The organism is Pseudomonas sp. B16(2017) (assembly GCF_002113205.1).
Classification (GTDB): domain Bacteria; phylum Pseudomonadota; class Gammaproteobacteria; order Pseudomonadales; family Pseudomonadaceae; genus Aquipseudomonas; species Aquipseudomonas pharyngis.
The window spans coordinates 222,461-246,966 of sequence record NZ_NEKA01000006.1 but is presented as its reverse complement, the minus strand read 5'-3'; the positions used below and the strand labels follow the sequence as shown (position 1 = coordinate 246,966).

Annotated in this window: 23 protein-coding genes; all 23 read right to left on the bottom strand. The window is 60.6% G+C overall.

From position 1 onward, the window contains the following. Window positions 1-161: 161 nt before the first annotated feature. A complete protein-coding gene (locus CAG25_RS12695; protein ID WP_039765621.1) occupies window positions 162-458 on the bottom strand; it encodes a hypothetical protein in 297 nt (98 codons plus the stop codon). Between the two features lie 10 nt (window positions 459-468). Further along, a complete protein-coding gene (fliS, locus tag CAG25_RS12690; RefSeq protein WP_007958302.1) occupies window positions 469-867 on the bottom strand; it encodes a flagellar export chaperone FliS in 399 nt (132 codons plus the stop codon). A gap of 129 nt (window positions 868-996) precedes the next feature. Beyond that, the gene (gene fliD / locus CAG25_RS12685) at window positions 997-2,463 is read right to left on the bottom strand and encodes a flagellar filament capping protein FliD (protein WP_085611532.1); all 1,467 of its coding nucleotides are present in this window, start codon (window positions 2,461-2,463) and stop codon (window positions 997-999) included. Between the two features lie 80 nt (window positions 2,464-2,543). Then, complete coding sequence (locus CAG25_RS12680) at window positions 2,544-2,900, bottom strand: flagellar protein FlaG (RefSeq protein WP_085611533.1); 357 nt, start codon at window positions 2,898-2,900, stop codon at window positions 2,544-2,546. Between the two features lie 71 nt (window positions 2,901-2,971). Next, window positions 2,972-3,832, bottom strand: a complete 861-nt coding sequence (locus CAG25_RS12675) for a flagellin domain-containing protein (protein WP_007958307.1) — start codon at window positions 3,830-3,832, stop codon at window positions 2,972-2,974. 243 nt (window positions 3,833-4,075) lie between these two features. Further along, window positions 4,076-4,342, bottom strand: a complete 267-nt coding sequence (locus CAG25_RS12670; RefSeq protein WP_064594345.1) for a hypothetical protein — start codon at window positions 4,340-4,342, stop codon at window positions 4,076-4,078. Then, window positions 4,339-5,631, bottom strand: a complete 1,293-nt coding sequence (locus CAG25_RS12665; RefSeq protein WP_085611534.1) for a motility associated factor glycosyltransferase family protein — start codon at window positions 5,629-5,631, stop codon at window positions 4,339-4,341. The genes CAG25_RS12670 and CAG25_RS12665 overlap by 4 nt, the downstream gene beginning before the upstream one ends. A gap of 86 nt (window positions 5,632-5,717) precedes the next feature. After that, entirely contained in the window at window positions 5,718-6,644 is a 927-nt protein-coding gene (locus CAG25_RS12660; RefSeq protein ID WP_085611535.1) for a ketoacyl-ACP synthase III, read from the bottom strand. 226 nt (window positions 6,645-6,870) lie between these two features. After that, complete coding sequence (gene pseI / locus CAG25_RS12655) at window positions 6,871-7,923, bottom strand: pseudaminic acid synthase (protein WP_085611536.1); 1,053 nt, start codon at window positions 7,921-7,923, stop codon at window positions 6,871-6,873. Next, complete coding sequence (pseG, locus tag CAG25_RS12650; RefSeq protein ID WP_085611537.1) at window positions 7,920-9,422, bottom strand: UDP-2,4-diacetamido-2,4,6-trideoxy-beta-L-altropyranose hydrolase; 1,503 nt, start codon at window positions 9,420-9,422, stop codon at window positions 7,920-7,922. The genes pseI and pseG overlap by 4 nt, the downstream gene beginning before the upstream one ends. After that, window positions 9,419-10,114, bottom strand: coding sequence for a pseudaminic acid cytidylyltransferase (gene pseF, locus CAG25_RS12645; protein ID WP_085611538.1), 696 nt, complete (start codon window positions 10,112-10,114; stop codon window positions 9,419-9,421). Before pseF ends, pseG begins: the two co-directional genes overlap by 4 nt. Beyond that, window positions 10,111-10,731: a pseudaminic acid biosynthesis-associated methylase gene (locus tag CAG25_RS12640; RefSeq protein WP_085611539.1), complete on the bottom strand. Its 621-nt coding sequence runs from the start codon at window positions 10,729-10,731 to the stop codon at window positions 10,111-10,113. Before CAG25_RS12640 ends, pseF begins: the two co-directional genes overlap by 4 nt. Window positions 10,732-10,762: 31 nt before the next feature. Continuing rightward, window positions 10,763-11,920 (bottom strand): UDP-4-amino-4,6-dideoxy-N-acetyl-beta-L-altrosamine transaminase, encoded by a 1,158-nt coding sequence (gene pseC, locus CAG25_RS12635; RefSeq protein ID WP_085611540.1) that lies wholly within the window; start codon window positions 11,918-11,920, stop codon window positions 10,763-10,765. Beyond that, window positions 11,917-12,918 (bottom strand): UDP-N-acetylglucosamine 4,6-dehydratase (inverting), encoded by a 1,002-nt coding sequence (gene pseB, locus CAG25_RS12630; protein ID WP_085611541.1) that lies wholly within the window; start codon window positions 12,916-12,918, stop codon window positions 11,917-11,919. The genes pseC and pseB overlap by 4 nt, the downstream gene beginning before the upstream one ends. A 30-nt stretch (window positions 12,919-12,948) precedes the next feature. Then, entirely contained in the window at window positions 12,949-15,864 is a 2,916-nt protein-coding gene (locus CAG25_RS12625) for a TIGR00180 family glycosyltransferase (RefSeq protein ID WP_085611542.1), read from the bottom strand. A 55-nt stretch (window positions 15,865-15,919) separates the two neighbouring features. Next, window positions 15,920-16,657: a cephalosporin hydroxylase family protein gene (locus tag CAG25_RS12620; protein ID WP_064378606.1), complete on the bottom strand. Its 738-nt coding sequence runs from the start codon at window positions 16,655-16,657 to the stop codon at window positions 15,920-15,922. 17 nt (window positions 16,658-16,674) lie between these two features. Beyond that, window positions 16,675-17,748, bottom strand: a complete 1,074-nt coding sequence (locus CAG25_RS12615; RefSeq protein WP_085611543.1) for a class I SAM-dependent methyltransferase — start codon at window positions 17,746-17,748, stop codon at window positions 16,675-16,677. Then, window positions 17,745-18,596, bottom strand: a complete 852-nt coding sequence (locus CAG25_RS12610; protein WP_085611544.1) for an NAD(P)-dependent oxidoreductase — start codon at window positions 18,594-18,596, stop codon at window positions 17,745-17,747. Before CAG25_RS12610 ends, CAG25_RS12615 begins: the two co-directional genes overlap by 4 nt. Continuing rightward, window positions 18,593-19,819 carry a class I SAM-dependent methyltransferase gene (locus CAG25_RS12605; RefSeq protein WP_085611545.1) on the bottom strand — a complete coding sequence of 409 codons (1,227 nt, stop codon included), beginning with the start codon at window positions 19,817-19,819 and terminating at the stop codon, window positions 18,593-18,595. Before CAG25_RS12605 ends, CAG25_RS12610 begins: the two co-directional genes overlap by 4 nt. Beyond that, complete coding sequence (gene rfbC, locus CAG25_RS12600) at window positions 19,816-20,376, bottom strand: dTDP-4-dehydrorhamnose 3,5-epimerase (protein WP_085611546.1); 561 nt, start codon at window positions 20,374-20,376, stop codon at window positions 19,816-19,818. Before rfbC ends, CAG25_RS12605 begins: the two co-directional genes overlap by 4 nt. Then, entirely contained in the window at window positions 20,373-21,455 is a 1,083-nt protein-coding gene (gene rfbG / locus CAG25_RS12595; RefSeq protein ID WP_011333026.1) for a CDP-glucose 4,6-dehydratase, read from the bottom strand. Before rfbG ends, rfbC begins: the two co-directional genes overlap by 4 nt. Then, on the bottom strand, window positions 21,437-22,210 hold the full coding sequence (gene rfbF / locus CAG25_RS12590) for a glucose-1-phosphate cytidylyltransferase (protein WP_085611547.1): 774 nt from the start codon (window positions 22,208-22,210) through the stop codon (window positions 21,437-21,439). Before rfbF ends, rfbG begins: the two co-directional genes overlap by 19 nt. 247 nt (window positions 22,211-22,457) lie before the next feature. Further along, the gene (locus CAG25_RS12585; RefSeq protein ID WP_085611548.1) at window positions 22,458-24,464 is read right to left on the bottom strand and encodes a calcium-binding protein; all 2,007 of its coding nucleotides are present in this window, start codon (window positions 24,462-24,464) and stop codon (window positions 22,458-22,460) included. Window positions 24,465-24,506 lie beyond the last annotated feature (42 nt).

The following is a 24,506-nucleotide window of genomic DNA, read 5'->3' as shown; positions in this document are numbered from 1 at the left end:
TTCCCTAGTCAACTCAATGCCCAAAATGAGGGGCAAGCGAGACGCTTGCAGGACACCTTGTGCCTGTAGACGCCTGAAATCTGAAAACAGCCACTAGTTAAGTCAAAAAACCGTGCACAGTCAAATTTATGGCGCACATGTCTGGATTAACTGGGGGTTAATTAACCAAACAGATGGTAAACCTTTGCCGCGTTCTGCGCTTGGGTGATCTGCGACATCTCGTCGACTATCGCCTGACGCTCACCCATCGCCACTTCCAGAAGCTGCTTGTAGACATGCAGCAACTCTTCCAGATTATCGCGCAACGCGACCTCGTCCACCGAGGCTTCACTCAAGACATCTTCCATGCAGGAACGGCAATCGAGGTCCAATTGACCGATGGCTTCCCAGTTGCGCTCGGCCAGGGCACCGACCAGCGCTACTCGGGTTTCTTCGATTCGCTGCAAAACAAGACTCATGGTGATCTCCTCAGAACTGCGGAGCGGGCGCAGGTGCGATCGCATCCCAGCCTTCCTTGACGGTGCTCAGCAAGCCGGCAACCTCATCAAGAATGCGCGGATCGCTGCTGATGTTCGCCTCGGCGAGACGCTTCATCATGTAGATATAAAGACCGTCCAGATCAGCCAGCGTATCCGCGGAATTTTCCAGATCCAGGCCTTCGCGCAGTCCGCTGACGATGCCGATGGCCTTGCTGATCGACGTGCACTTGGCAGGAATATCCTTGCGCTCGATCGCACCTTTGGCCTGAGCGATACGGTCCAGGCCGCCTTCCATCAGCATTTGCACCAGGCGATGAGGGCTCGCTTCAGATGTCTGAGCGTGCGCGCCTACTTTCTGGTATTGCCGAAGGGCTAACATCGGATTCATGTTCTACCTCATTTGCCACAATGACTCGTATGAACAGTGTATCGCCAGCGAGTCGAAAAACTTTAGACCACAAGACAAAAACCCGGCGCACGCTCGAAAGCGTAGCCGGGTTTTTGTCGCTCTTGCATGTTACTTCGCGGATTGCTGAGCGTTGAGCGAGGCGAAGAACGACGTGATGTTGCTCGCCGTAGACTTCATCTGACCTACCAGCAAGTCCATGGCGTTGTATTTTGCAGTCAACGTCTTGGTCAGGTTGGCAACACGCAGATCGAGCGCCAGTTGCTGACTGGTCAGGCTCTTGGTGTTGTTGTTCAGGATGGCCATGCGCTGATCAAGCAAGCCCGTGGCGGTAGGGAGACTACCGGCAGGAGGCTTCAGGTACGGATCCACCGCCTTGCTCATGCGCGCCAACAGACCGTTGGTGTCGTTGGTACCAGTAAACATCTGCTGGACCTGACCGGTCATGCCCGGCGTGGACATGGCCTTGTTGAAAGCCGTCGTATCGAGCGACAGGTTGCCGGTGAGCTTGTCGGTCATCACACCCAGCTGCGACAGATAGGCCATAGGACTCCCCGCAGCAGCTGCACCCGGAGCTGTCAGCTGCGCACGGATATCGGCGATCAACGAACGCGGCAGGGAGTCACCGGTGAAGGCCGCCTGAACGGTCAGCTTGCCATCCTCATCCGGTGTTGCCTTGGACAAGGTGTCAATGGTGCTCTTCAAGGTATTGTAGGCATCAACGAATGCCTGAACCGAGGTCTGCAAGCCCTTGGTGTTGGTATCGACAGTCACCGTGACAGGCGTCCCGGGTATCGCCGGAACAGTCAGCAGGTTCAATGTCAGACCACTGATTGCACCGGTTACCGTGTTGCTCTTGCTGGTTACCGCCAGACCGTCAATGGTCAGCGAGGCATCCTGAGCGAGGCCGCCGACCGATCCGGACGCACCTGCCGCCGGAGTGGCGCCCATCACCTGGGTGCCATCGATTTCCAGACCGGCAATACCGCTGACGGAAAGGTCGGAACCCGAACCGGTCTTGCTGGAGCTGATCACCAGCCGCGAAGCGCCAGTACTGTCGGTGACGATGTTGGCGGAAATACCGTTGGAGCCCTGTGCCGTGTTAATGGCGTCACGAGTGCTCTGCAAGGTCGCATTGGCCGGGATCGTGACATTGTAATCAGTGCCATTCTGACTGATTTTCAGGGTACCACTCGGAATGGCACTGGCCGCACCGCCGGCAAAGGATGCACTGGCAACTTTCGAACCGGTGGCCAGCTTACTCACGACAACACTGTAAGTACCGGAAACTGCAGTGTTATCCGAAGTCACACCCAAAACCGCAGGCGTACTCGATGTGGCGGTGTAACCGGCAAATGCAGGATTGGTCTTGCTGCCCAGATTGGTCATCGCGGTCTGGAATGCCGTCAGCGCACTCTTCAGCGTACCTACACCGGAAATCTTCAGCGTGTTGGTTTTCGTCGCATTGTCGATCTGCGTCTGCTTCGGCGACTTGTCGGCGTTGACCAGCGCAGTAACGATCGCACCGATGTCCAGGCCGGAACCCAGGCCAGAACCCGGTAAAATTGGACTTGCCATGTGCATCTCCCTTGGGTTGTTGCCAGTCTTTTGACCAATACCTGCGTCTAAAGAACTTCAAACACTATTCATGCCAGCTATCAGACTTTGGCGTCGAACAACACGTGACTTGCGTTGGCGAGGCTGTCTGCCAGCTTGAGGGCTTCTGCGGAAGGGATCTGTCGTACGACCTCGCCCGTCTCGCTTGCGATCACCTTGACGATGACCTTGCCGGAATGCTCGTCAATCGAGAACTCCAGATTGCGCTTGATCGACTGAACGAACTTCTCGATCTCCTGCACCGCCAGCTTCAGCTTGGTCTCATCTGACTCCTGACTCTTTTTCGAGGCAGGAACAGCATCAACGGTCTGAGGCTTGGTTTCCGACGGCTTGTCGGCAACGGTATTGGCTGGCTTGGGAGCCGGATAAGACACGTTAAGCTTGACGCTCATGTCCATGCTCATCACCTCATAACGTAAAAAGCGAGAGAGCACGCAAGCGCACTCCCCCGCCAAAACTCATTCCGAAATTACTGAAGCAGCTTCAGTACAGCGGAAGGCAGTTGGTTGGCTTGAGCCAGAACAGAGGTCGAAGCCTGTTGCAGGGTTTGCTGCTTGGTCAGGTTAGCAGTCTCTGCGGCGAAGTCGGTATCTTGTACGCGACCTTGTGCAGCAGTGGTGTTCTCGGTGATGTTCTGCAGGTTCTGGATGGTGCTGGTCAGACGGTTTTGCGAAGCACCCAGGCTGGCACGAGTTGCACCGATTGCAGCGATAGCGGCGTCGATTGCAGTGATCGCGTTGTCGATGTTCTGCGAAGCAGAACCAGCGCCAGTACCGGTAGTACCGGTCAGAACTACAGTACCGCTACCTACGGACAGGCTGACGGCGTCGAACTTGGAGCTCAGTACCAGGTCGATGTGGTTAGCCGAACCGGTGTTCGCGCCCACTTGCAGGGTCACAGTACCAGCCGAACCGTCCAACAGGTTTTTGCCGTTCAGGTTGGTAGCAGCCGAGATACGGGTGATCTCGTCGGACATCTGAGCGAATTCAGCGTTGGTAGCGGTCTGGTCAGCAGTGCCGTTGGTACCGTTACGTGCTTTAACAGCCAGTTCACGCATACGCTGCAGAATGTCGGTCGAAGCTTGCAGAGCGCCTTCAGCGGTCTGGGCAACGGAGATACCGTCGTTGGCGTTCTGGATTGCCTGGGTGTTACCGCGGATCTGGGAAGACATACGGTTGGAGATCTGCAGGCCAGCGGCGTCGTCTTTAGCGCTGTTGATTTTCAGGCCGGAAGACAGGCGCTGCATCGAAGTCGACAGAGCGTCGGAAGCGCGGTTCAGGTTTTTCTGAACGTTCAACGACGTGGTGTTGGTGTTTACTGTTAAAGCCATGACGAATTCCTCGTTGGTTGGGTACTGCGGCTTCCGGCCCTGGCAACCGCCGGGTATGGCCTAGAGAACCTTCGTAATAGTTATCGTCGGGTTTGCAGGTTGCTTGAGGGCTTTTTTGAAAAAATTTGCCATCACCCTGCCACCCCCTAGAAAACAAAGACTTAGCAGCACTTTACCTTCGAAAAAATGACGTCATAAAACCGTCCGTGGCGCAAACCGGCGGGCCAGCGCCTTCGCTCCTCTTCAGGCGGACGATTCTTCCAGCAATTGAATCAACTCGTACTCCATGAAATCGGCAAGACCCAGCCAGTCCTGACGCTCCTGACACGCGAGCATTTGCGTGAGCAACTGCGCCCAGACTTGCTGCGTCTGCGCGCCGGCCAACAGCAATGACTGCTGCGCGCCCTCAAACACATCGACCATGGTCAACGCGGCCTCGACATCACGCCCCAAGCGGAACAGCCCGGCGCACTGGTGGCATTCATCTACCCATGATTGCAGCGCAGTCATTGCACGAACTCCTGATTGAAACCCGTCCCGGCAATCTGTGCCCCCGCGCGGCTGCTATTGAAAAACGCCACCTGCGGCTGACTGGCGATGTATCGCTCCAGCACGCACAGATAGCCGCGAAAATTGAGCTGGGTACTGACGCGCTGGCCATACCCGTCACGCACCCAGTGCCGCGCCTGATTCACCGACGGCCCCAGGTCACCGTCATTCCAGCCGGCATGGGTCTTATTCATCGGGAAGGCAAAATCGGCACCGAACAGCGTGATGCGTGCAGCGCCCATCTTCACCGCCAGGTCCACGGCCGGGTGAATCACACTGCCACCCACATGCAGCAGCGCCCTCGGGTGCTGCTCACGCAATGCCGCGTAGACCGGACTGGCCGAATAGCCACCATAACGCTTGCCCTTCCAGGCCCTCAGCACCTCAGGATCACTCATGGGCAGATACACCAGCGGGATGCCGTCGGATTCCTCGAATGGCAAATGCCGGAAGCTGATGCGCTGATCGATACTCACCACATAGTCGGACACGATCCCATGCTCGCGCAGCGGCCGGTACGCGGTATCGACACAAATGTACAACGGACGAACGGCCCGCTCGCGGATCGCGGCCAGACGTTCGAAATGCTGTTCCAGCGTCGGCCCGGTGCCGATCACATAAATCTCCCGACCGGCACAGGTGCCGAACAAGGTCGCCACATCATCATCGGCGAGCAACACAGGCAAGCAGTCGCGCAGACGCTGTTGAATGAACGGTGACTGCGGATCGAACTCACGATTGTTGAAGCTCAGGTGCACTTCGCTGACCAGCCGATCACGAATCTTCGCGTTGAAGTCATCGGCCAGCAGCATTTCGGCGGGCAAGGCGAAAAACGGCGTGCAGATGTCGGGCAGGTCGCCGGCGTAGAGCAATTCAACTCGCGGATCCTGCAGCCACTCCCGTTGATCAAGCAGTTGCAACACCAGGGTAAACAGCGCGCCATTGAGGATGTGTACATACAGGCGCTCGAGCCCGGTGCGCTCCAGCAGCACCGTGGGCAAGTCCCCGAGGCCGGTGCCGTAGACATGCAGTTGCGGCTTGTCCGCCGGCAGGCTGGCAGCCTGAATCTGCGCCTCGCGGACACGGTCATGCCGGCTGGTGAGCTGAATGCCGCCAATGCTCAGCGTCGAGCCCAGCCCCTGCGCCAGCTCAGCCTCGATCGCCGAACTGTCTTCGCCGAGCAATCGTGCGAACAACGCCGGCCAGCGTCGCTCGACGACTTCAGCATTGGCCTGGAAAAACTCACTCATGGCGCCTCGCGCTCCCTTCAGGCAAAAAAATAGCGTTCAAGGTTAACCCTTGAACGCTATTTTTGTATCCGCCGTTTTTAACCGATTCAAGGACGATAAATAATCGCCGAACCCCACGACAGACCGACGCCGAAACCACTGATCGCGATGCGGTTCCAGTCGGAATCCATCACGTGTTTTTCCAGCAGCAGCGGCACACTGGACGACACGGTGTTACCGGTCTCGACCATGTCCTTGATGAATTTCTCCGGCTCGCCTTCGAAGCGCCGTGCCACGGCGTCGACAATCGCCGCACTGCCCTGGTGAATGCAGAAGGCATCGATGTCATCGGCCTTCAGACCGGAATCGTCGAGCAGTTCGTGCAGATGCGCAGGCACCTTGAGCAGTGCGAAGTTGAACACCTGACGGCCGTTCATAAAGAACACGCCATCGGTCACTTTCAAGTGCGGTGCGCCGGAACCGTCGGTGCCGAACTTGGCCTTGCCCAGCGCCCAGACCGGGTCTTCACCCATCCAGGTGGCAGTGGCGGCATCGCCGAACAGCATGGTGGTGTTGCGATCTTCCGGATCAACGATCTTTGAATACGGGTCAGCAGTGATCAGCAGGCCGTTCTTCAGGCCGGCGGCTTCCATGAAGCCCTTGATCGCGTAGATGCCGTAGACGTAGCCGGAGCAACCCAGGGAAATATCGAACGCCGCGACATTGGTCGGCAGGCCGAGTTTGTCCTGGACGATGGCCGCGGTGTGCGGCAGGCCTTCTTCGTCACCGTTTTGGGTGACGACGATCAGCGCATCAATGGATTCACGTTTCAGTTCAGGGTTGTTGGCAAACAGCGCATTGGCCGCTTCAACGCACAGATCGGAGGTTTCCTGTTCCGCGTCTTTGCGTGGAAGGAAGGCCGAACCGATCTTGCCGAGGATGAATTCTTCATCCTTCTCGAATTTTGCACCTTGTGCGTAATTGTCCACGCCGGCTACAGGAACGTAGCTCGCAATGCTTTTTATGCCAATCATTACGGCTTCCCAATAATAAACAGCCCAATACCACCGCTCGCAAGGATTCGAGGGGCGCCGACAAACAGAAAACGGCCGCCACAACGGGCAGCCACGGGGAGCGCAAAGGGCTATCACTGGAACCGAAAACGGGCCAGGCGCCATCTCCCCGGTCATTACAATACAGTGAAGATGCGCGTTATGACTCGCAGGTCACGCTATTTTGCCGAATCGATGACAGATCGGGTCATTCGACCAATGACCAGTCCAGCGGCGTACCGCGTTTGATCGGCTGGCGCGCACGGCGCCCGAGGACGGCTTCGGCGTGCTTGGGCGGCAAGCCGAGACCGGGACGAATGGCGCGCAGGTTGGCCGCCGTGAAGGGTTCACCGGCCGCCATATCGGCTGTGACGTACAGCGACCGACGGTAAACCAGCGACTTTTGCTCAGCCTCGGTCACGCCGTAATGCACCTGGCCCATGGCCTGCCAGGCGCGCTCGGTCTCGACCACCAGACTGGCCAGTTCCGCCGGTTCCAGCGAGAAACTGGCGTCCACTCCACCGGCCGCACGGTCGAGGGTGAAGTGTTTTTCCACCACCGTCGCCCCCAGCGCCACCGCCGCCACCGATACGCCAACACCCATCGAATGGTCTGACAGCCCGACCTCACAACCGAACAGCTCACGCAGATGCGGAATCGTGCGCACGTTGCTGTTGATCGGGGTCGCCGGGTAGGTGCTGGTGCACTTGAGCAGTATCAGATCCTTGCACCCCGCTTCACGGGCGGCGCGCACGGTTTCGTCGAGTTCGGCGAGGCTGGCCATGCCGGTGGAAATGATCAACGGTTTGCCAGTCGCTGCGACACGGCGGATCAACGGCAGATCGGTGTTTTCGAAACTGGCGATCTTGTAGGCCGGCACATCGAGGCTTTCAAGGAAGTCCACGGCACTGTCGTCGAACGGTGTCGAAAACGCGAGCATGCCCAACTCCTTGGCCCGGGCGAAGATCGGCGCATGCCATTCCCAGGGTGTGTGGGCCTTCTCATACAGGTCGTAGAGCGAAGTGCCCGCCCACAGACTGTTCGGATCCTTGATGAAGAACTCGCCTTCCGCCAGATCCAGGGTCATGGTTTCGGCGGTGTAGGTTTGCAGCTTCAAGGCATGGGCACCGGCCTTTGCCGCCGCTTCGACAATCTGCAAGGCGACGTCCAGCGACTGGTTATGGTTGCCGCTCATTTCAGCGATGATGAACGGCGGCGCATCGGCACCGATCCGGCGGTTGCCGATCTTGAAACTGCTCATTGACGGGATTCCTTCAAAACCTTGGTGAACGCGCAGGCACTCTGGGTGAACCCGGCGTCACGGAAAACATTCATCGAGGGCTGATTGGCCGGCAAGACTTGGGCGGTAATGGCGGTCATTTGCGGCCAGTGCGCTGCCACAAAGGCTTCGCCCTGTGCCAGCAGCGCCCTGCCCCAGCCGAGGCCGAAACGCCCCTCGATCAGATACAGCGAAACCTCTGCCTCAAAGCCGCGCAAATCGTAGCGCAGGACACCGACCGGGCCGTCATCCGCCTCAGCCACCAGCAGCCACCGCTGAGGATTGCGCAGGCTCGCGCCCAGCCAGTTCACATGTTGCGTCCAATCAATCGCAGCGCTGTCCAGCGACCATCGGCGCACGGCCTCGGCATTACGTCCATCGAACAGCAACTGCGCGTCATCCGGCGTCGCCAGACGCAACTTGAGCACCGCGCCGGCCAGTGCCGCCGCCACCCGCAGCGCACCGCGCCCGTCGACCAGTTGCCGCGAACGCTCGGCCAGGCTCTGGCGCAAATAAAAGTTGCCCACGACAAAGCCAATCGCATCACGCAGTTGCTCGACGCTGACCTGCTCCCGCGCGCCCATGAACACATGCGCGCCGGCCGCCGCCATCACCTCGCCGTTGGCCTGTTGGTTGTTCGACACCGCAATGCAGATCGTCGGCAGGCCCAGGGCCGCGCGTTCCCAACTGGTGCCACCGCCGGCGCCGATAAACAGGTCGGCCTCGGTCATGCGCCGATGAAAATCGCTGACGAAACTGTGCAGGCGCCAGTGTGGTCGGGGTTCGGCCAGCGCCTGCATCTCTGCCCAGGCCGGGTTGTCGGCACCAGCGACGAAATCCACTTCCAGCTCGGAAAAATCCGCCAGCGCCAGCATTGCGTGATGAGTCTGGCGTGCCGCATCAAAGCCGCCGAAATTCACCAGCACCCGGCGCGCCACCGGTTTGATCTCGATGACCGGGCCACTGAATTCTTCACGCAGCATGGCGAAGCGCGGTCCGAGCAGTGTTCGGCAACCGGCCGGCAGCAGCGGCTGATAATTTTCGCTGAGCCCAGAGAGGTTCTGATTGAGCAGCAGATCCACGCTGTAGCGGCGGGTCGCCAGATCATCGACGGCGGCGATCCGTGGTGCGAAGCGACGAGCTGCGGTCTGCCAGTGATGGTCGAGGCCGTAATGGTCGGCGATGACCCAGTCAAATCCGGGCTGCCCTTCCAGTTGCGCCGCCAGTGCATCGATATCCGCCTGCCACGGCAGCATCGACTCGATGGCCTGATCGGGATCTTCATCCACATAGCGATCCGGCAACGCGAAGGTCTCGAAGCCTTCGCTCTGCAACGCATCGAGCCGATGCCCCGGCAAACGACGGCAGGCAAACGCGACATGACTGCCTTGCGTGCGCAGTACTCGCGCCAGTGTCAGGCACCGGGCGATGTGGCCACTGCCGATGGTCGGCGAGGCGTCGGCGCGGATCAGCACTCTCATTGCAGTTCTCCGCCGGCCTTTAGCGCCGCGTAAAGGTACTCGGCGCGCTTCCAGTCTTCGGCGGTATCGATGTCCTGCACCAGATGGCGTGGCAGGATCACCGGCAGACTGGCCGGCGAATACAGCACCTCGCCACCCAGCCACGCCTCGCTGCGGCCCCAATAAAACTGGCCGGCATCCTGAAAGGCAGCCGGCAGATCCTGCGAACGGGTATTGCGAAACTCGGGGTACAACGCCGTCAGTGCGCCCTGCCCGTCCAGGGTCAGTGCGCGCTGCACCGGAAAGCCGAAATCGGTGACTGAAAAAGCAAAGGACTTGTCCGGATGCTGCGCCAGCAACTCCAGGCCCTGACGCAGAAACCGCGCCTGCAACAGCGGCGCCGTGGCGTACACACAGCAGGCGTATTCGAAGGCCGGCAGTTGCTGCAAGGCATGCATGATCACCGCCGCGGTGCCGGTGAAATCATCGGCCAGCTCCACCGGACGCATGAACGGCACGTGAGCACCGTTGGCCCGCGCCACGTCGGCGATCTCTGCGTCGTCGGTGCTGACCACCACCTGCTCGAACAACCCTGAATCGAGGGCCGTGCGAATCGAACGGACAATCATCGGCACACCGTCGAACGGCTTGAGATTCTTGCGCGGGATGCGTTTGCTGCCCCCGCGGGCCGGGATGATTGCGACGTTGTTCAAGGACGTTTTTCCAAAAGGAACCAGGTGATGTCGTCCACCGGAAATTGCGGATCGCGGTGATAACCGAAGCCGTAGTCCAGCAGTTGCAGATCAGGATAGCGATCGAGCATTTCCCCGGCGAAATCACGCTTGAACAGCTTGCCGCTGTTGCCGCGATAGGACACTTCCACCGGCGACGGATTGTAGTACTCGGCGATCAGGATGTAGCGCGAACTCAACGCATACAACTGCGCATACGCCGTCGGCAGTAGTTCCGGCGTCAGATGGATCAGCACGCCTTTGCTCAGGGTCAGGTCGTATTGGCGTTCACGGGGAAAGTCGAACAGCGAACCGTGCCAGATGTTCGCAATCTCCAGCGCACGCGCCTGGGCACAGGCACTGGCATTGATCTCGACCCCGAACAGCTCGCAGCGCGGCAGCAACTGACGCAGCGCCTGCAGGTTATTGCCGGCGTTGGTGCCCAGTTCCAGCAGGCTGTCGATCCGCCCGGTCCGGGTCAGCGCCTTGGCGAACAACGCCAGATTAGCCGCCACCAGTGGCTGGCCGACGTTACGGTCAACGTACTGATTGCCGAATTCGCCCTGCCAGAATTGTTCCTGCTCGCTCAGATCACGCATTACCGTTTTCCATCCACCGCCGCAGCGGCAATCATTCAGTCAACCGACGCAATTGCTCGACCACGTAGTCCTGCTGCTGATCGCTCAGCAACGGGAACAGCGGCAGGCTGATCGCTTCGGCGTAATAACGCTCGGCTTCGGGAAAGTCGCCCTCGGCAAAACCCAGATCACGATAGTACGGCTGCAGATGCAGCGGAATGTAGTGCAGGTTCACGCCGATGCCGGCGGCGCGCAAGCCTTCGAACACCTGACGGTGACTGAGGCTGATGCGCTCGGTCTGCAAACGCACCACGTAAAGATGCCAGGCCGATTCGGCCTCCGGCTGGAGGCTCGGCACGGTGACCGGCAAGTACGCCAGCAGACGGTCGTAACGCGCGGCCAGCTCCCGGCGACGGGCGATGAACTCGTCCAGTTTGCTCAGCTGTGACAGGCCCAGCGCGGCTTGCAGATCGGTGATCCGGTAATTGAATCCCAACTCGACCTGCTGGTAGTACCACGGGCCGTGGCTGGGTTCGGTCATCTGCTGCGGATCGCGGGTCATGCCGTGGCTGCGCAGGCGTTGCAGGCGCTCGGCCAGTTCCGGGCGATTGGTCAGCACCATGCCGCCTTCGCCGCTGGTGATGATCTTCACCGGGTGGAAGCTGAACACGGTCATCGCGGCAAATTCACCGCAACCCACCGGGCGCCCAGCGTAACGGGCGCCGACCGCGTGGGAAGCGTCTTCGATCACGGTGAAGTTGTAGCGCTCGGCCAGTTCGGCAATTCGCCGCATGTCGCAGCTCTGCCCGGAGAACGCGACCGCCACCAGTACTTTGGGCAAGGTGCCGTCGCGCTCGGCAGCATCAAGTTTGCTCGCCAGAACTTCAGCATCGAGGTTCCAGGTCAGCGGGTCGATGTCGACGAAGTCAACGTCCGCACCGCAATAACGGCCGCAGTTGGCCGACGCGAGAAAGGTGTTCGGCGTGGTCCACAAGCGGTCGCCCGCGCCGAGCCCCGCCGCGAGACAGGCAATGTGCAGCGCCGCCGTGGCGTTGCACACCGCCACGGCGAAATCGGCCTGGCAACGCTCGGCCATCGCCTGCTCGAAGCGTTCGATGGTCGGCCCCTGGGTCAACCAGTCGGACTGCAACACCTCGACGACCGCGTCGATGTCCGCCTGGTCGAGGCTTTGCCGACCGTACGGAATCATACCGACAGCTTCGCGTGCAGCTCGGCGATCTGCCCCACCGAAAGGAAGTGCGGGTTGGTGTCGGAGCGGTACTCGAAGTCTTCGCCGACCGGCACCCCACGCTCACCGAGTTTGTCCTCGGCGAAATCCACGTCGACGCTGGTGAAACGGATCGACGGCCGGATGGTGTAGTGATCGGCGAACTCCAGGGTCATCCGCGCATCGTCCAGCGGCACCATCAATTCGTGCAGCTTCTCGCCCGGACGAATGCCGACGTTCTTGTGCGGCAGGTGTTCGGCCATTCCCCGCGCGAGATCGACCACGCGGATCGACGGGATCTTCGGCACGAACACTTCACCGCCGTGCATCCGCGCAAAGCTGTCGAGCACGAACTGCACGCCGTGATCGAGGGTGATCCAGAAACGGGTCATGCGCTCGTCGGTGATCGGCAGTTCAGTCGCACCGTCGGCGATCAGTTTGCTGAAAAACGGCACCACTGACCCGCGCGAACCGGCGACGTTGCCGTAGCGCACCACGGCAAAACGCGTTTGTTGCTCACCGGCGATATTGTTGGCCGCGACGAACAACTTGTCCGACAGCAACTTGGTGGCGCCGTACAGGTTGATCGGGCTCGCGGCCTTGTCGGTGGACAGCGCGACGACTTTCTTCACGCCGTTGTCGATGGCAGCCGCGATGATGTTTTCCGCGCCGTTGACGTTGGTGCGGATGCATTCGGTCGGGTTGTATTCCGCCGCCGGCACCTGTTTCAACGCCGCGGCATGCACCACGTAATCGATGCCGCGCATGGCCTGACGCAGGCGATCGGCGTCGCGCACGTCACCGAGGAAGTAACGCATGCACGGCGCGTTGAACGTCTGCTGCATTTCGTATTGCTTGAGCTCATCCCGGGAGAACACCACCACGCGCTTGGGCTGGTATTGCTCGAGCAGGCGCGCGATGAACTTGCGCCCGAACGAGCCGGTGCCACCGGAGATGAAAATCGATTTACCGTTGAACATGTCTTGAGTTCCGTTCCTTGTACGCCAGGCCTAGGCGATCAATTGCGCCCAGTTCAGCGAAGCGCTGTCGTTCAGCACAAAGCCTTTGCCAGTCAGGCTCAGGTTGGCGTTGTACGCCTGATCCTGAGCGAACGCCGTCGCCCATTTTTCCTGCAATGCAGCCAGTGCCTGATCAGCCTGGGCGATATCGCCCTGATGGATGACTTGCACCGATGGCGTCCAGACAGTCAGGTAGCCGGCCTGACCGGCCTTCAGGCACAGGTCGACATCGCTGAAGCCGGCAGCGAACGTGTTGTCGTCCAGACCACCCAACGCCTCGAACAATTCTTTGCGCACCATCAGGCAAACGCTGGAAACCGCCGTGTAGTTCTGGTCCACGGACAACCGGTACAGATAGCCTTCGGCGTCGTGTTTCTCGCCGACGAATGCCGAGCCGACACCACCGTTCATGCCCAGGATCAGACCGGCCTGGCTGACCTTGCCGTCGCGGTCGACCAGTTTGGGACCGACCACACCGATTTCCGGACGCATTGCATGGTTGAGCAGCGAGTCGAGCCAGTTCGGATTGACCACTTCCGCGTCCGCCGCCAACAGCACCAGAAACTCGCCTTGAGCCTGCTGGCTGGCCGCGTTGCACAGCGCGGCCGTGCTGAGCGATTGATCGGCGCGCAGCACGCTGACTTTCGGATGCTGATAAGTCCCGAGCCAGTCATTGACCTCGGCCGATTGCGAAGCCGTGGTTGCAATCAGGATTTCGTACTTGTGATAGCGGCTGCGCAACAGCACGCCTTCCAGGCAGCGTTGCAGAGCAGACAGATCGTCCCCGGCCGGGATAACGATCGAAACCAGAGGGCGATCACTATGGTGATAATCGATCTGGTAGACCCCCGGCACCGCCGACGTGACCTTGGCCTTGTAACCGCGATTGCCCAGATGACGCAGCAATGCCAGACGCTCATGCGGATTCTCTTCAAGCTCCGGCGCCTGAGTGATCAGCAGCGGCTCATCGAGGTGCGCCAGGCTGTTCAGGCCACCCTGTTCAATGATGCGCAGCAGCAGATCGAACTCCAGCGCCTTGCTGAAATCGGCCCGGTAGCCGTCAACTTCCAACAACACTTCACGCCGTATCAGCCAGTGCCGCGCCATCAGGCCCGGCAGGCTCAACAACAGGTCGAGATTGAAGCCCGGACGGAACACATCCATCAGCGCACCGTTTTCCCGGCGCTGAATCTCGTCCGTGGACACGGCGCTGATACCGCCAGCGTTCATCAGCTCCAGGCTGGCGCGCAACAGGCCGCCGGCAGTGAACTCATCCCCCGCCTCAGCCAGAAGCAACCAGTCGCAAGGCGACTGACGAGCACTCTGGTTGAGCTTGTCGACCAGATTTTCGGGAGTCACGCGGACAAAGTGCAGCGTGTTCTGCGCAGTGGTCGCCGCCGGTGCTTCACCGGTGGTGAACACGACAATGCGAAACGCCTTGCATTGACCTTCGAGCAGGCTGTCGAGGCTGACCTGCAACTTGTCGATGTCGTCATCCATATCCAGCAGGAAAATGCCGAATTGCGGACCACCACCGTTCACGGCCAGATGTTCGGCAATCGACCCGATCTGCACCGCATCGGCTTGACGCGACTCCAGCCACTTGAGCAGACGCCCGGATTGCATCTGGTCGAACACCTGATGGTGATCGGCGACGGTCAGCGTTTCCAGACGTGCGATCCAGTCACGCATCTTCAGCGCTTCCTCACTTTCGCCAGACAGCTCCAGTTGCTCGGCCAGGCGCTTGGCTACGGTGCGGTTGAACGCATTGAGATCATGGGCCTGCCACAGACGGTCGAGCACGCTGGCCGGGGTATCGTTGTTGCGCGCCTGGATCAGGTGCGCCTGACGCGTCCACACACCCTCGAGTTTTTCCAGTTGAATGCGCCCGGCCGGCATCGCGTGCAGCATGAATTCGAACTGCTCCAGACGATCGAAGAATGCCTGGTTGTAGAACGGCATTTCGACGTACTGCAGGGGGCCGAAGCGGCGGTCCGGCCGCTTGAGCTCCTGGTTCCACGTCGACTGGATAATCAACTCCGCCGTCAGGGCGCGGCCGCTTTGCAGACTGTCGACCATCGCCTCGAAACTTTGCAGGGCAAACGCCTTGCCCTGCTCTGCGTTCAAGTCTTTGATACCGGTTGGCAGACCCGCGAGGAACTCGGCGAAGGCTTCGCGTTCGGCCACGGATTTCGCATCGATATAGGTCAGCGAGTGGTAGACCTCTGTGCTGTGCTCAGAGTTGCCATAGTTGATCTCACGAACCACATACGGGATCGGCAGGATTCGCGCCTTGGCACTGGCCAGCAGGAAATATACATGGCCGATTTCCTGCCACTGGAAACTGGTGCCCGGCGGCAATGCCGAATGCCAGGTTTTCATCAGGTCGGTACGGGTGACCGCGTAGAACGGCGGGATGTACTGACTCATGTAGTCGACGACGCGGTCCTGCGCCCGTTCGGACGCATAGTCTTCCTGCACTTTCTTGTCGCGGCGGTAGTAGCTCACGCCACCGCCCAGCGTCAGGTACATCATGCAGTAACCGTGGCACATGCCGTAATCCGGATTCGCCTGCAGGAAGCCCACCGACTCGGCCAGCGAATCGTGCAGGATGAAGTCGTCGTCGGCCGCCAGCACCATGTACGGCGTGGTCAGTTGCTCCACGCCATAGGCCAGCTTGGCCTGCATGCCCCAGTAGGCGAACTGCGGCACGTGGTGGTAATCAACTGCGGAGAAGTCGCCTTCCGGCCGCTCGGCCGTGGAGTCCAGCACCATGATTCTGCAGGGCAGGCTGCTGTAATACTTCACCGCCCGACGCAGGAACGCCGGACGATTGTGCGTAATCAGCACTACGGTCAACAGCTCGTTGAGCGGTAGCGTCAGTTCAGAACTGTACTTGCCTTGCATAACTTCTCTCCACAACCGGCGACTCGCCGAGACAACGCTTTGGTGATGTTGCGAATTAACGAACGCGACGCAGATAGCCGTCCGGCGCCACGGTGATCAACAGCTTGTTCTGCAACTGCACATCGATCTCGAAATCCTTGTTCTCTTCCAGGTATTTCCAAACGGCGGTCTTCGGGTTGTCGCCCGGACCCCATGGACGATCCGGGAAGAAATCGGCCGGCATGTCTTCAACCACGGTGTCCATCACCACGCAGTAGCTGTCGACCGAAACCAGTGGCGCGTAGAGGCGCAGCTCTTCGAGCACGTGGTCGTGGGTGTGGTTGGAATCGAGCACCAGAATGACTTTCTTGCCTTCGGCGGCAGCGCGAACCTGGGCGGCGATGGCCGGGTCGATGCTCGAACCTTCGATCATCTTGATGCGCTTGCTCATCGGGTGGCTTTCGATGGCTTCGCGGTTGTGCGCACGGATGTCCAGATCGATGCCCAGCACTTCGCCGTGACCTTGCAGTTCCAGCAGGGAGGCGTAGTAGATGATCGAACCGCCGTGGGCGATGCCGCACTCGATGACCAGATCCGGTTTCACCTGCCAGATGATTTCCTGCATGGCCATCATGTCTTGCGGCAGCTGGATGATCGGACGGCCCATCCACGAGAAGTGGTAGCTGTACTTGTGCTTGGCCGATTCGTTGAAGAAATCGCGGGCCAGGCCGGTGAGTTTCTGGTCGTCACCCTGCTGGGCGATCTGCTCGCGGCATTCGGCTTCGAAAGCTTTGTTGATGCTGTTGTCGGTCATTTTCAAAATCTCAAGGGTCACTGGAACGAAGCGCTGTCGACGGCGTGATAGACGTAACGTCCACCGGTCATCCGCTTGATCTCTTCGAGGTAATTGGAATTCATCACAAACAGGTTGGCGCCCTCGGGCAAGGCGTCCATCGCCTCTTGCGGCGAGGACACCCGGGCGCCGCTCAGGGGCAGGTAACGCCCCTGCTTGGCTGGGTTGATATCGACCACGCGATCCACCGCCACGCCGGCGCGTTGCAGGAACAGCGAATAGATCACGCCTTTGGACGAGGCGCCCCAGATCGCCGAACCCTGCTCGGGTGCACCCTGGATGATCTGCACCGCGCGCTCGAGGCTGGCGGTGAAATCGTCCGGCAAGGCCAGGCGTGGCACCGGTTGTTCCGGGGTCAGGCGCAACGTGGCAAGGTCAGCGACGATGTACAGGTATTGGCCACCGAACAGGTGACCGGCCTCGTGCACGGTGCCGAACATCCGGCGCAGGTCATCGAGGCGGAAGTAATTGACGTGCTCGTAGAACAGGTCGAACCAGGCGCGGTGTTCGAGGATCCAGTCGAAGCACGGCACTTCGATGTAGATCTGCCCGCCACCCTGATTGGCTTCGGCGATCACCGCCAGAAAACCCAGCGGATCCTGAATGTGTTCCAGCACATGACGCAGCACGATGGCGTCCGCCTCCAGGCCCAGGCCTAGGGTGAACGGGGCCTTGATCACGTCGGCGTTCTCGCCTTCGTAGGCCGGATCGATGCCGGTGATGCGATAACCCAGGCCCTTGAGCAGCTCCAGGAAATAGCCTTTGCCGCAGCCGACTTCGATCAGTTCCTGACCCTTGAAGTGCCGGGCAATGATGCATTCGACATCGCTCAGGTGCTTCTGGAACTGGCCGGAATGCGCCTGCTCGTTCTGGTAGTCGGCGTCGTAGCTGAGCTTGTCGGCGTCGAACGCCGCATTGAAGATCAGACCGCTGCGCTCATCCTGCACCAGCAACATGTCGGCGCTGGCCGATGCCTTCGCCGATTCGGGATCGGCAAAGGTGCGGTTTTGCAGCACCGGCAGGTCGGTGACCCGATACAACTCGTGCCTCATTGCGGCTCTCCCAATAACTGTTGCAGGCGCTCGGTCACCGCCCAGAACGCCAGCGGTTCGTGGGTCGGATACGGGTAGTGGCCGAGGTTCAGGCCGATGGTCGCGCCGCGTTCACGTACGCGCTGTTCAACCAGTGCCCGCACCGAAACCGGCTGGCCGCTGGCGCAGTTGATCGTGCCGTCGAAGTCGCGTTTGCGCAGGATCGCGGCGAGGTACGCGGTAGCCGTTTCAATCGCCAGGAAGTCCCGCAACTGTTCACCCGCCGACATGTTGAACGTCGTATCGCCGGCGTCGATTGCCCGGTCCAGCGCCGCCAACAGACTGTTGGGGTTCTGCCCTTCACCGTGCAGGTAGAACAGCCGTGCCCATTGCAGGGTGAACGGATACTCCTGCTGCAGATTTTGCAAAAACAGGTGCAGCGTGTGCTTGGCCAGACCGTAGGGATTGGCCGGCTGCGCGTCGTTCTGTTCGCTCAACGGGCCGCTCTGCATGCCGTACTCGAAGCACGTGCCAGTCACCAACACCTGCTTCACGCCCGCCTCTACCGCGCCTTTGATGAAGCGGTAGTCAGCCATCAGGTTGTGCTCGAAATGGAACAGCGCCCGATAGTTCGGCAACCCCGGCCAGGCCAGGTGCGCGAGTGCATCGACGCCCTTGGTCAGCGCCGCGACATTCAGATCCGCCGCGTGAATATCCGCGCTCACGAACTCGACGTCTTTGATCCACGGCATGTCCGCAGCTTTCTGCACATCGCGCGCAACCGCCCGCACCGTGCAGCCACGAGCCAGCAACGCCGCGACCAGATGACGACCGACGAAGCCCGTGGCCCCGGTGACCAGAACCTTCACAGCACGCTCAACTCAGGCACGGCGATCACGAAGCGTCCGCCCCACTGACGCACCTGAGCCAATTGCTGACTGACTTCGTGCAACAGGTTCCATGGCAGCACCAGCACGTAATCCGGCTTCTCGATATCGATCTGCGACGGCGCGACAATCGGGATGCGGCTGCCCGGCAGGAACTTGCCTTGCTTGTGCGGGTTGGCATCGGCGACCCAGGCCAGCAGATCCGGTTTGACCCCGGCGTAGTTGAGCAAGGTGTTGCCCTTGGCAGCGGCGCCGTAACCGACTACACGCTTGCCATAGGCCTTGGCCTGCAACAGGAAACGCAGCAGATCATGCTTGATACGTTCGGCAGCCGGCGCCAGCGTCGCGTAGTACCCGGAGGTTTTCACCCCAGCGTCGAGCTCGGCCTGCAACTGCTGTTGCACGGTCGGCTGCACTGCGCGGCGTTCGCCATCCTTGCGCTGGACGAACACCCGCAGCGATCCGCCATGGGTGGTCAGCTGGCTGACGTCGAACACTTCCAGGCCGTTGCGTTCGCACAGGGTCTGCACGGCGGTCAACGACAGGTACGAATAGTGTTCGTGATACAGCGTGTCGAACTGCGCGCCGGCCATCAGCGTCAGCAGTTGCGGGAACTCGAAGGTGGCGACGCCGGTCGGCTTCAGCAGCGTTGCGAAACCGCCGAGGAAATCGTTGATATCCGGCACGTGAGCGAGCACGTTGTTGGCGGCCATCAGGTCGGCGGCCCAGCCTTCGCTTTTCAGCTGGGCGGCGGTGTCGCGACCGAAGAACAGTTCACGAATCTCCAGACCTTTTTCCCGTGCTGCCTGCGCGGTGCTGCGGGTCGGCTCGACGCCCAGGCACTGGATGCCTCGACCGGCCACGTATTGCAGCAGGTAGCCGTCGTTGGCGGCGACCTCCACCATGCGGCTGTCGGCGGTCAGGCCGAAGCGCTCGACCATCTCGGCCACGTAGCGCTCGGCGTGAGCCAGCCAGGTACTGGAGAACGAACTGAAGTAGGCGTACTCGGCGTCGAACAGGCTGTCGGCCGAGGTGTAATCCTCGGTCTGCACCAGCCAGCATTGCTCGCACACGGCGACCTTCAGCGGTACCCATTGTTCGGCCTGCTCCAGCCGATCGGCATGCACGTAGGCGTTGGACGGTGGCGAGGTGCCGAGATCGATCAGCGGCAGGCTCAGCGGTGCAGCGCACCCACGGCAGTTCATAGACGCACTCCAGCAAAGTGTTGATCGAGCGCGGGATGGCTGGAATCACGCGCTGACAAATTATTGACAGGCAACGGCCAGGCAATCGCCAGCCGTGGATCGTTCACCGACAGACCGCCCTCGTGCTCCGGCGCGTAATCAGCGCTGTGCAGGTAAAGCAGCTCGGCGTCTTCGGTGAGGGTCTGGAAACCGTGGGCGAAGCCGGCCGGAATCAGCAGGCTGCGTCCGTCGCCGGCCTTCAGGTGCTCGGCGTGCCAGTGCAGGAAAGTTTCCGAGTCCGGGCGCAGGTCTACCGCCACGTCCCACACTTCACCGCGCAGGCAGGTGATCAACTTGGCTTCCGGCGCATTGGCATTCTGGTAATGCAGACCGCGCACGCTGCCCTTCTCGCGGGTGCAGGAATGGTTGATCTGGCGGATGTGGAATTCGCTGCCGAACGCTTTCAGGCTGCCTTCGCAGAACAGCCGGGCGAAGTGCCCGCGCTGATCTTCGAAGCGTCTGTGCTGGACGCTGAACAACCCGGCCAGCGGCAACGGTTTCAAGGAAAACTCGCTCACAGCGCGCCCCGGTACAGGTTCAGTTGGCCGAGGGTCACGGTGCGCATGTCGTCGCCGTTCTGCCACGCCAAGTGCCAGTCGAGGGTCTGGGTCAGGCATTGCTGCAACGTCCAGCGCGGTTGCCAGCCGAGCACCTGACGGGCGCGGCTGCTGTCCAGGCGCAGCAGACCGGCTTCGTGCAGGTCGCTCTTTTCGAGGCGCAGGCCACGGGCCTGAGGCCAGCGGTTGGAGAGCAGTTCGACCACTTCGCCGACGCTGCACATGTCCGCTTCACCCGGGCCGAAGTTCCACGCTCCGGCGTATTCCGGGCCTTGTTCGTAGAGCCCGGCGGCCAATTGCAGGTAGCCGGCCAGCGGCTCCAGCGCGTGCTGCCACGGGCGCACGGCTTGCGGGTAACGCAGGGTCACCGGCTCGTCTGCCGACCAGGCTTTCAGGACATCGGGAATCAGGCGTTCTGGGGCGAAATCACCGCCGCCCAACACATTGCCGGCGCGCGCAGTGGCCAGGGCCAGACCGTGCTCGGCGTACTTGTCGGCCGGGAAAAACGATGCCGCGTAAGACTGCGCCAGCAACTCGCAGCAGGCCTTGCTGCTGCTGTAAGGATCGTGGCCACCGAGGGCTTCGTCCTCGCGGTACGGCCACAGCCATTCCTTGTTGGCGTAGACCTTGTCGGTGGTCACCAGCACGCAGGCCCGCACGCAACCAACCTGACGAATCGCTTCGAGCAGGTTGAGGGTGCCCATGACGTTGCTGGAATAAGTGCCGAGCGGATCGCGATAACCTTCGCGCACCAGCGGCTGGGCCGCCAGGTGCAGGACGATCTCCGGCTCGGTGTCGGCGATGATCTCGAGCAAGGCGCCGAGGTCACGCAGGTCGCCGCGCTGGTCGTTGATGCCTTCGCTCACACGCGCCAGTTCGAACAGGCTTGGCTCGGTCGACGGGTCGAGGGAAAAACCGCTGACTTGCGCACCGAGGCTTTGCAGCCACAGGGTCAGCCAGCTGCCCTTGAAACCGGTGTGACCGGTGACCAGAACCCGCTTGCCGCGCCAGAATTCCGGACTCAGTCCCATTGCTTCCATGGGGCCTCCCCGCTCTGCCACAGCGCTTCGAGGTGGTTCTTGTCGCGCAGGGTGTCCATCGGATGCCAGAAGCCTTCATGCTCGAAGGCTTTCAGTTGTTCGTCCTGGGCCAGGCGAGCCAGCGGCTCCGCTTCCCAGGTGGTTTCGTCGCCAGCGATGTACGACAGCACTTTAGGCGACAGCACGAAGAAGCCGCCATTGATCCAGCCACCGTCGCCGCGCGGTTTTTCGGTGAAGCCAAGGACCTGATCGCCATGCCGCTCAAGGGCGCCGTAGCGGCCCGGCGGCTGCACGGCGGTGACGGTCGCCAGACGGCCATGAGCCTTGTGGTAGTCGACCAGTTGAGCAATGTTGATGTCGGAGACGCCGTCGCCGTAGGTGAAGCAGAACGCCTCTTCATCCTTGAGGTAACGGCCGGCACGCAGCAGACGGCCGCCGGTCATGGTTTCCTCGCCGGTGTCGATCAGGGTGACGCTCCACGGCTCGCTGTAGTTCTGGTGAACGTCCATGCGGTTGTTGCGCATGTCGAACGTGACGTCGGAGGTGTGCAGGAAGTAGTTGGCGAAGAAGTCCTTGATCGCGTAGCCCTTGTAGCCGAGGCAGATCACGAAGTCGTGGATTCCGTGGGCGGAATACTGCTTCATGATGTGCCAGAGAATTGGCTTGCCGCCGATCTCGATCATTGGCTTGGGCTTGAGGTGCGACTCTTCACTGATGCGCGTGCCGAGGCCACCCGCCAAAATAACTGCCTTCATCGTCTCCCCTCTTCTACGTCACAGGGCTTGGCCTCGCTGTTGCAGGCCTTTGCGGCTGAACCTTTGCCAGTCCGGGCGCAGGTGAATGACCGCGAGCGCTCGTTTTATGGCGATTTGAGGGGGACTTGCAGGAAACGCGCCAGCTCCACAGGCCCGGCGTCGGCGGGAAAATCCGGGCATGAAAAAAGGGATGAATCCGTTGCCGGATTCATCCCTTTCACCGCATTACGTCAATGACGCGAATGGATCAGCCAAACATCGCAAATCCGTCGACAGTCGCCGGCAGATCGTAGACCTGGCCGTCAGCGGTCTGCAGGTGTTCGATGTTGTTGAAACCGGCGTACCAGCCCTGCAGCTTCACGCCGCTGTCAGGAACGCCAGTGCTGCCGTCATTGGCGCTATGCAGATAGGCGTCGTCACCGATGCGGGTGACGTTCAACTGGCTGATATTGGCGAGGGTGTTCAGGATCAGGGTGTCATTGATATCCCAGCCCTCGTCCTGAATCGATACCAGCCCGGTGGTGTTCACGATGTAGGTATCGTCACCCATACCGCCCAGTGCGATGCCGCCAGTGCCCGATTGCCCCGGGAGATTGAGGTTCAGCACGTCGCTGCCGCTGCCACCGGACAACAGATAATGGTTGCCGGTACCGGTGAGCACATCAAAACCGTCATCACCAAAGGCACTGCCGTTGTGAACCGTGATGGTGTCACTGCCCTGGTCACCGTGGGCCACTGTACCCAGGTCATTCACAGCGCTGACGATAACATCATCGCCCGAGCCGCCAGACAGCATGTCGGCCTGCGCGACATCTCCGTCGAGACCGGATTTCAGTCCGCCGTAGAGGTGATCGTTGCCATCGTTGCCGTTGATCACATCGTCGCCGCTTCCACCTTCCAGGATCGCGTCCTCGCGGCCGGCATCCATCACGTCATTGAAACGACTGCCGCGCAGACCTTCGACGTCGTAATACATGTCCCCTTCAGCTGTACCGTTCTGGCCAATCCTCCACAGATTGACCACCACACCCGTATCGCTGTCGTCATAGCTGACGATGTCCGTTCCCGCGCCACCGATGAAGACATCCCGCCCGGCGCCACCGTAGAACAGGTCATTGCCGCTGCCGCCGAAGATGTGGTTGTCGGAATCGTTGCCATAACCGGTGAAATCGGCCGTGCCGGTGTAGGTCATTTTCTCGATGAACGGGTCCATCTTCATGACCGACAGGCTGGTGTACAGCTCGTCATAACCCATGCCTGAGTCTGACTCGATGATGGTCACCCCCTCGCTGTTGATCGTGTAGACGTCGCTGCCCCAGCCACCTTCGAAGGTCACGCCACCGGAGTTGGCGGTGAAGTGATCGTCCAGGTTCGTCCCCACAACCTTTTCTACATTGATCAAGGTGTCGCCCTCGGCGTAACCGCCGGAACCGAAGCCCTTGCCATCACGAAACTCGATGCTGACCGCATCGTTGGAAGGGCTGTAATCGACGGCGTCAAAGCCATCGGCACCGTCCATGGCCATCGCGCTTGCGCCGGCGAAGATCACGTCGTTGAAGTTCGAACCCTGCACGGCCTCGATGCTCGAGTAGGTATCGCCCCATGCAATGCCGGTGGCGCCCCAAATGCTGGAGAGCTCGATACTGACGCCTTCAAGGCTGTCGGTGTAGCTGACGGTGTCGAATCCCTCACCGCCAAAGAACTGGTCACCACCGTCACCACCCCAGAGAACGTCATTGCCGGCACCTGCGATAATCACGTTCGCCCCGGCATTGCCGTAGCCCTTGAAGTCGCCGGTGCCGGTGAAGGTCATCTTCTCGAGGAACGGGTCCATCTTCTGAGTATTGACGCTGGTGCGCAGCTCGTCATAACCGCCGTACTCGTCTTCGATAATCGACACGCCTTCGCTGCCGACGATGTACACATCATCGCCGTTATCGCCTGCCAGCGTGACGCCGGCGATCGAACTGGCGAGGGTGTCATTGTGGGCGCTGCCGATGACTTTTTCGATGCCGACCAGGGTATCGACGGAGCCATCCGCCTTGGTGACAGTGGCCAGTCCCTCGCGGAAATCGACGCTGACGCTTTGCGACATCGGCTGATAACTCACCGAATCAAACCCTTCCCCGCCATCCAGCAGATCGGACCCCGTGGTCCCCCAGATCTGATCATCCGACTCCAGTCCGTAGAGTTCGTCATTGCCTTCACTGCCGCCCATGACATCGGCTTCACTCGTTCCATAAAACACTGACATTTGCTACTTCCTTGCGTGGTTGAAAACCGGGTTCGCCCTCTC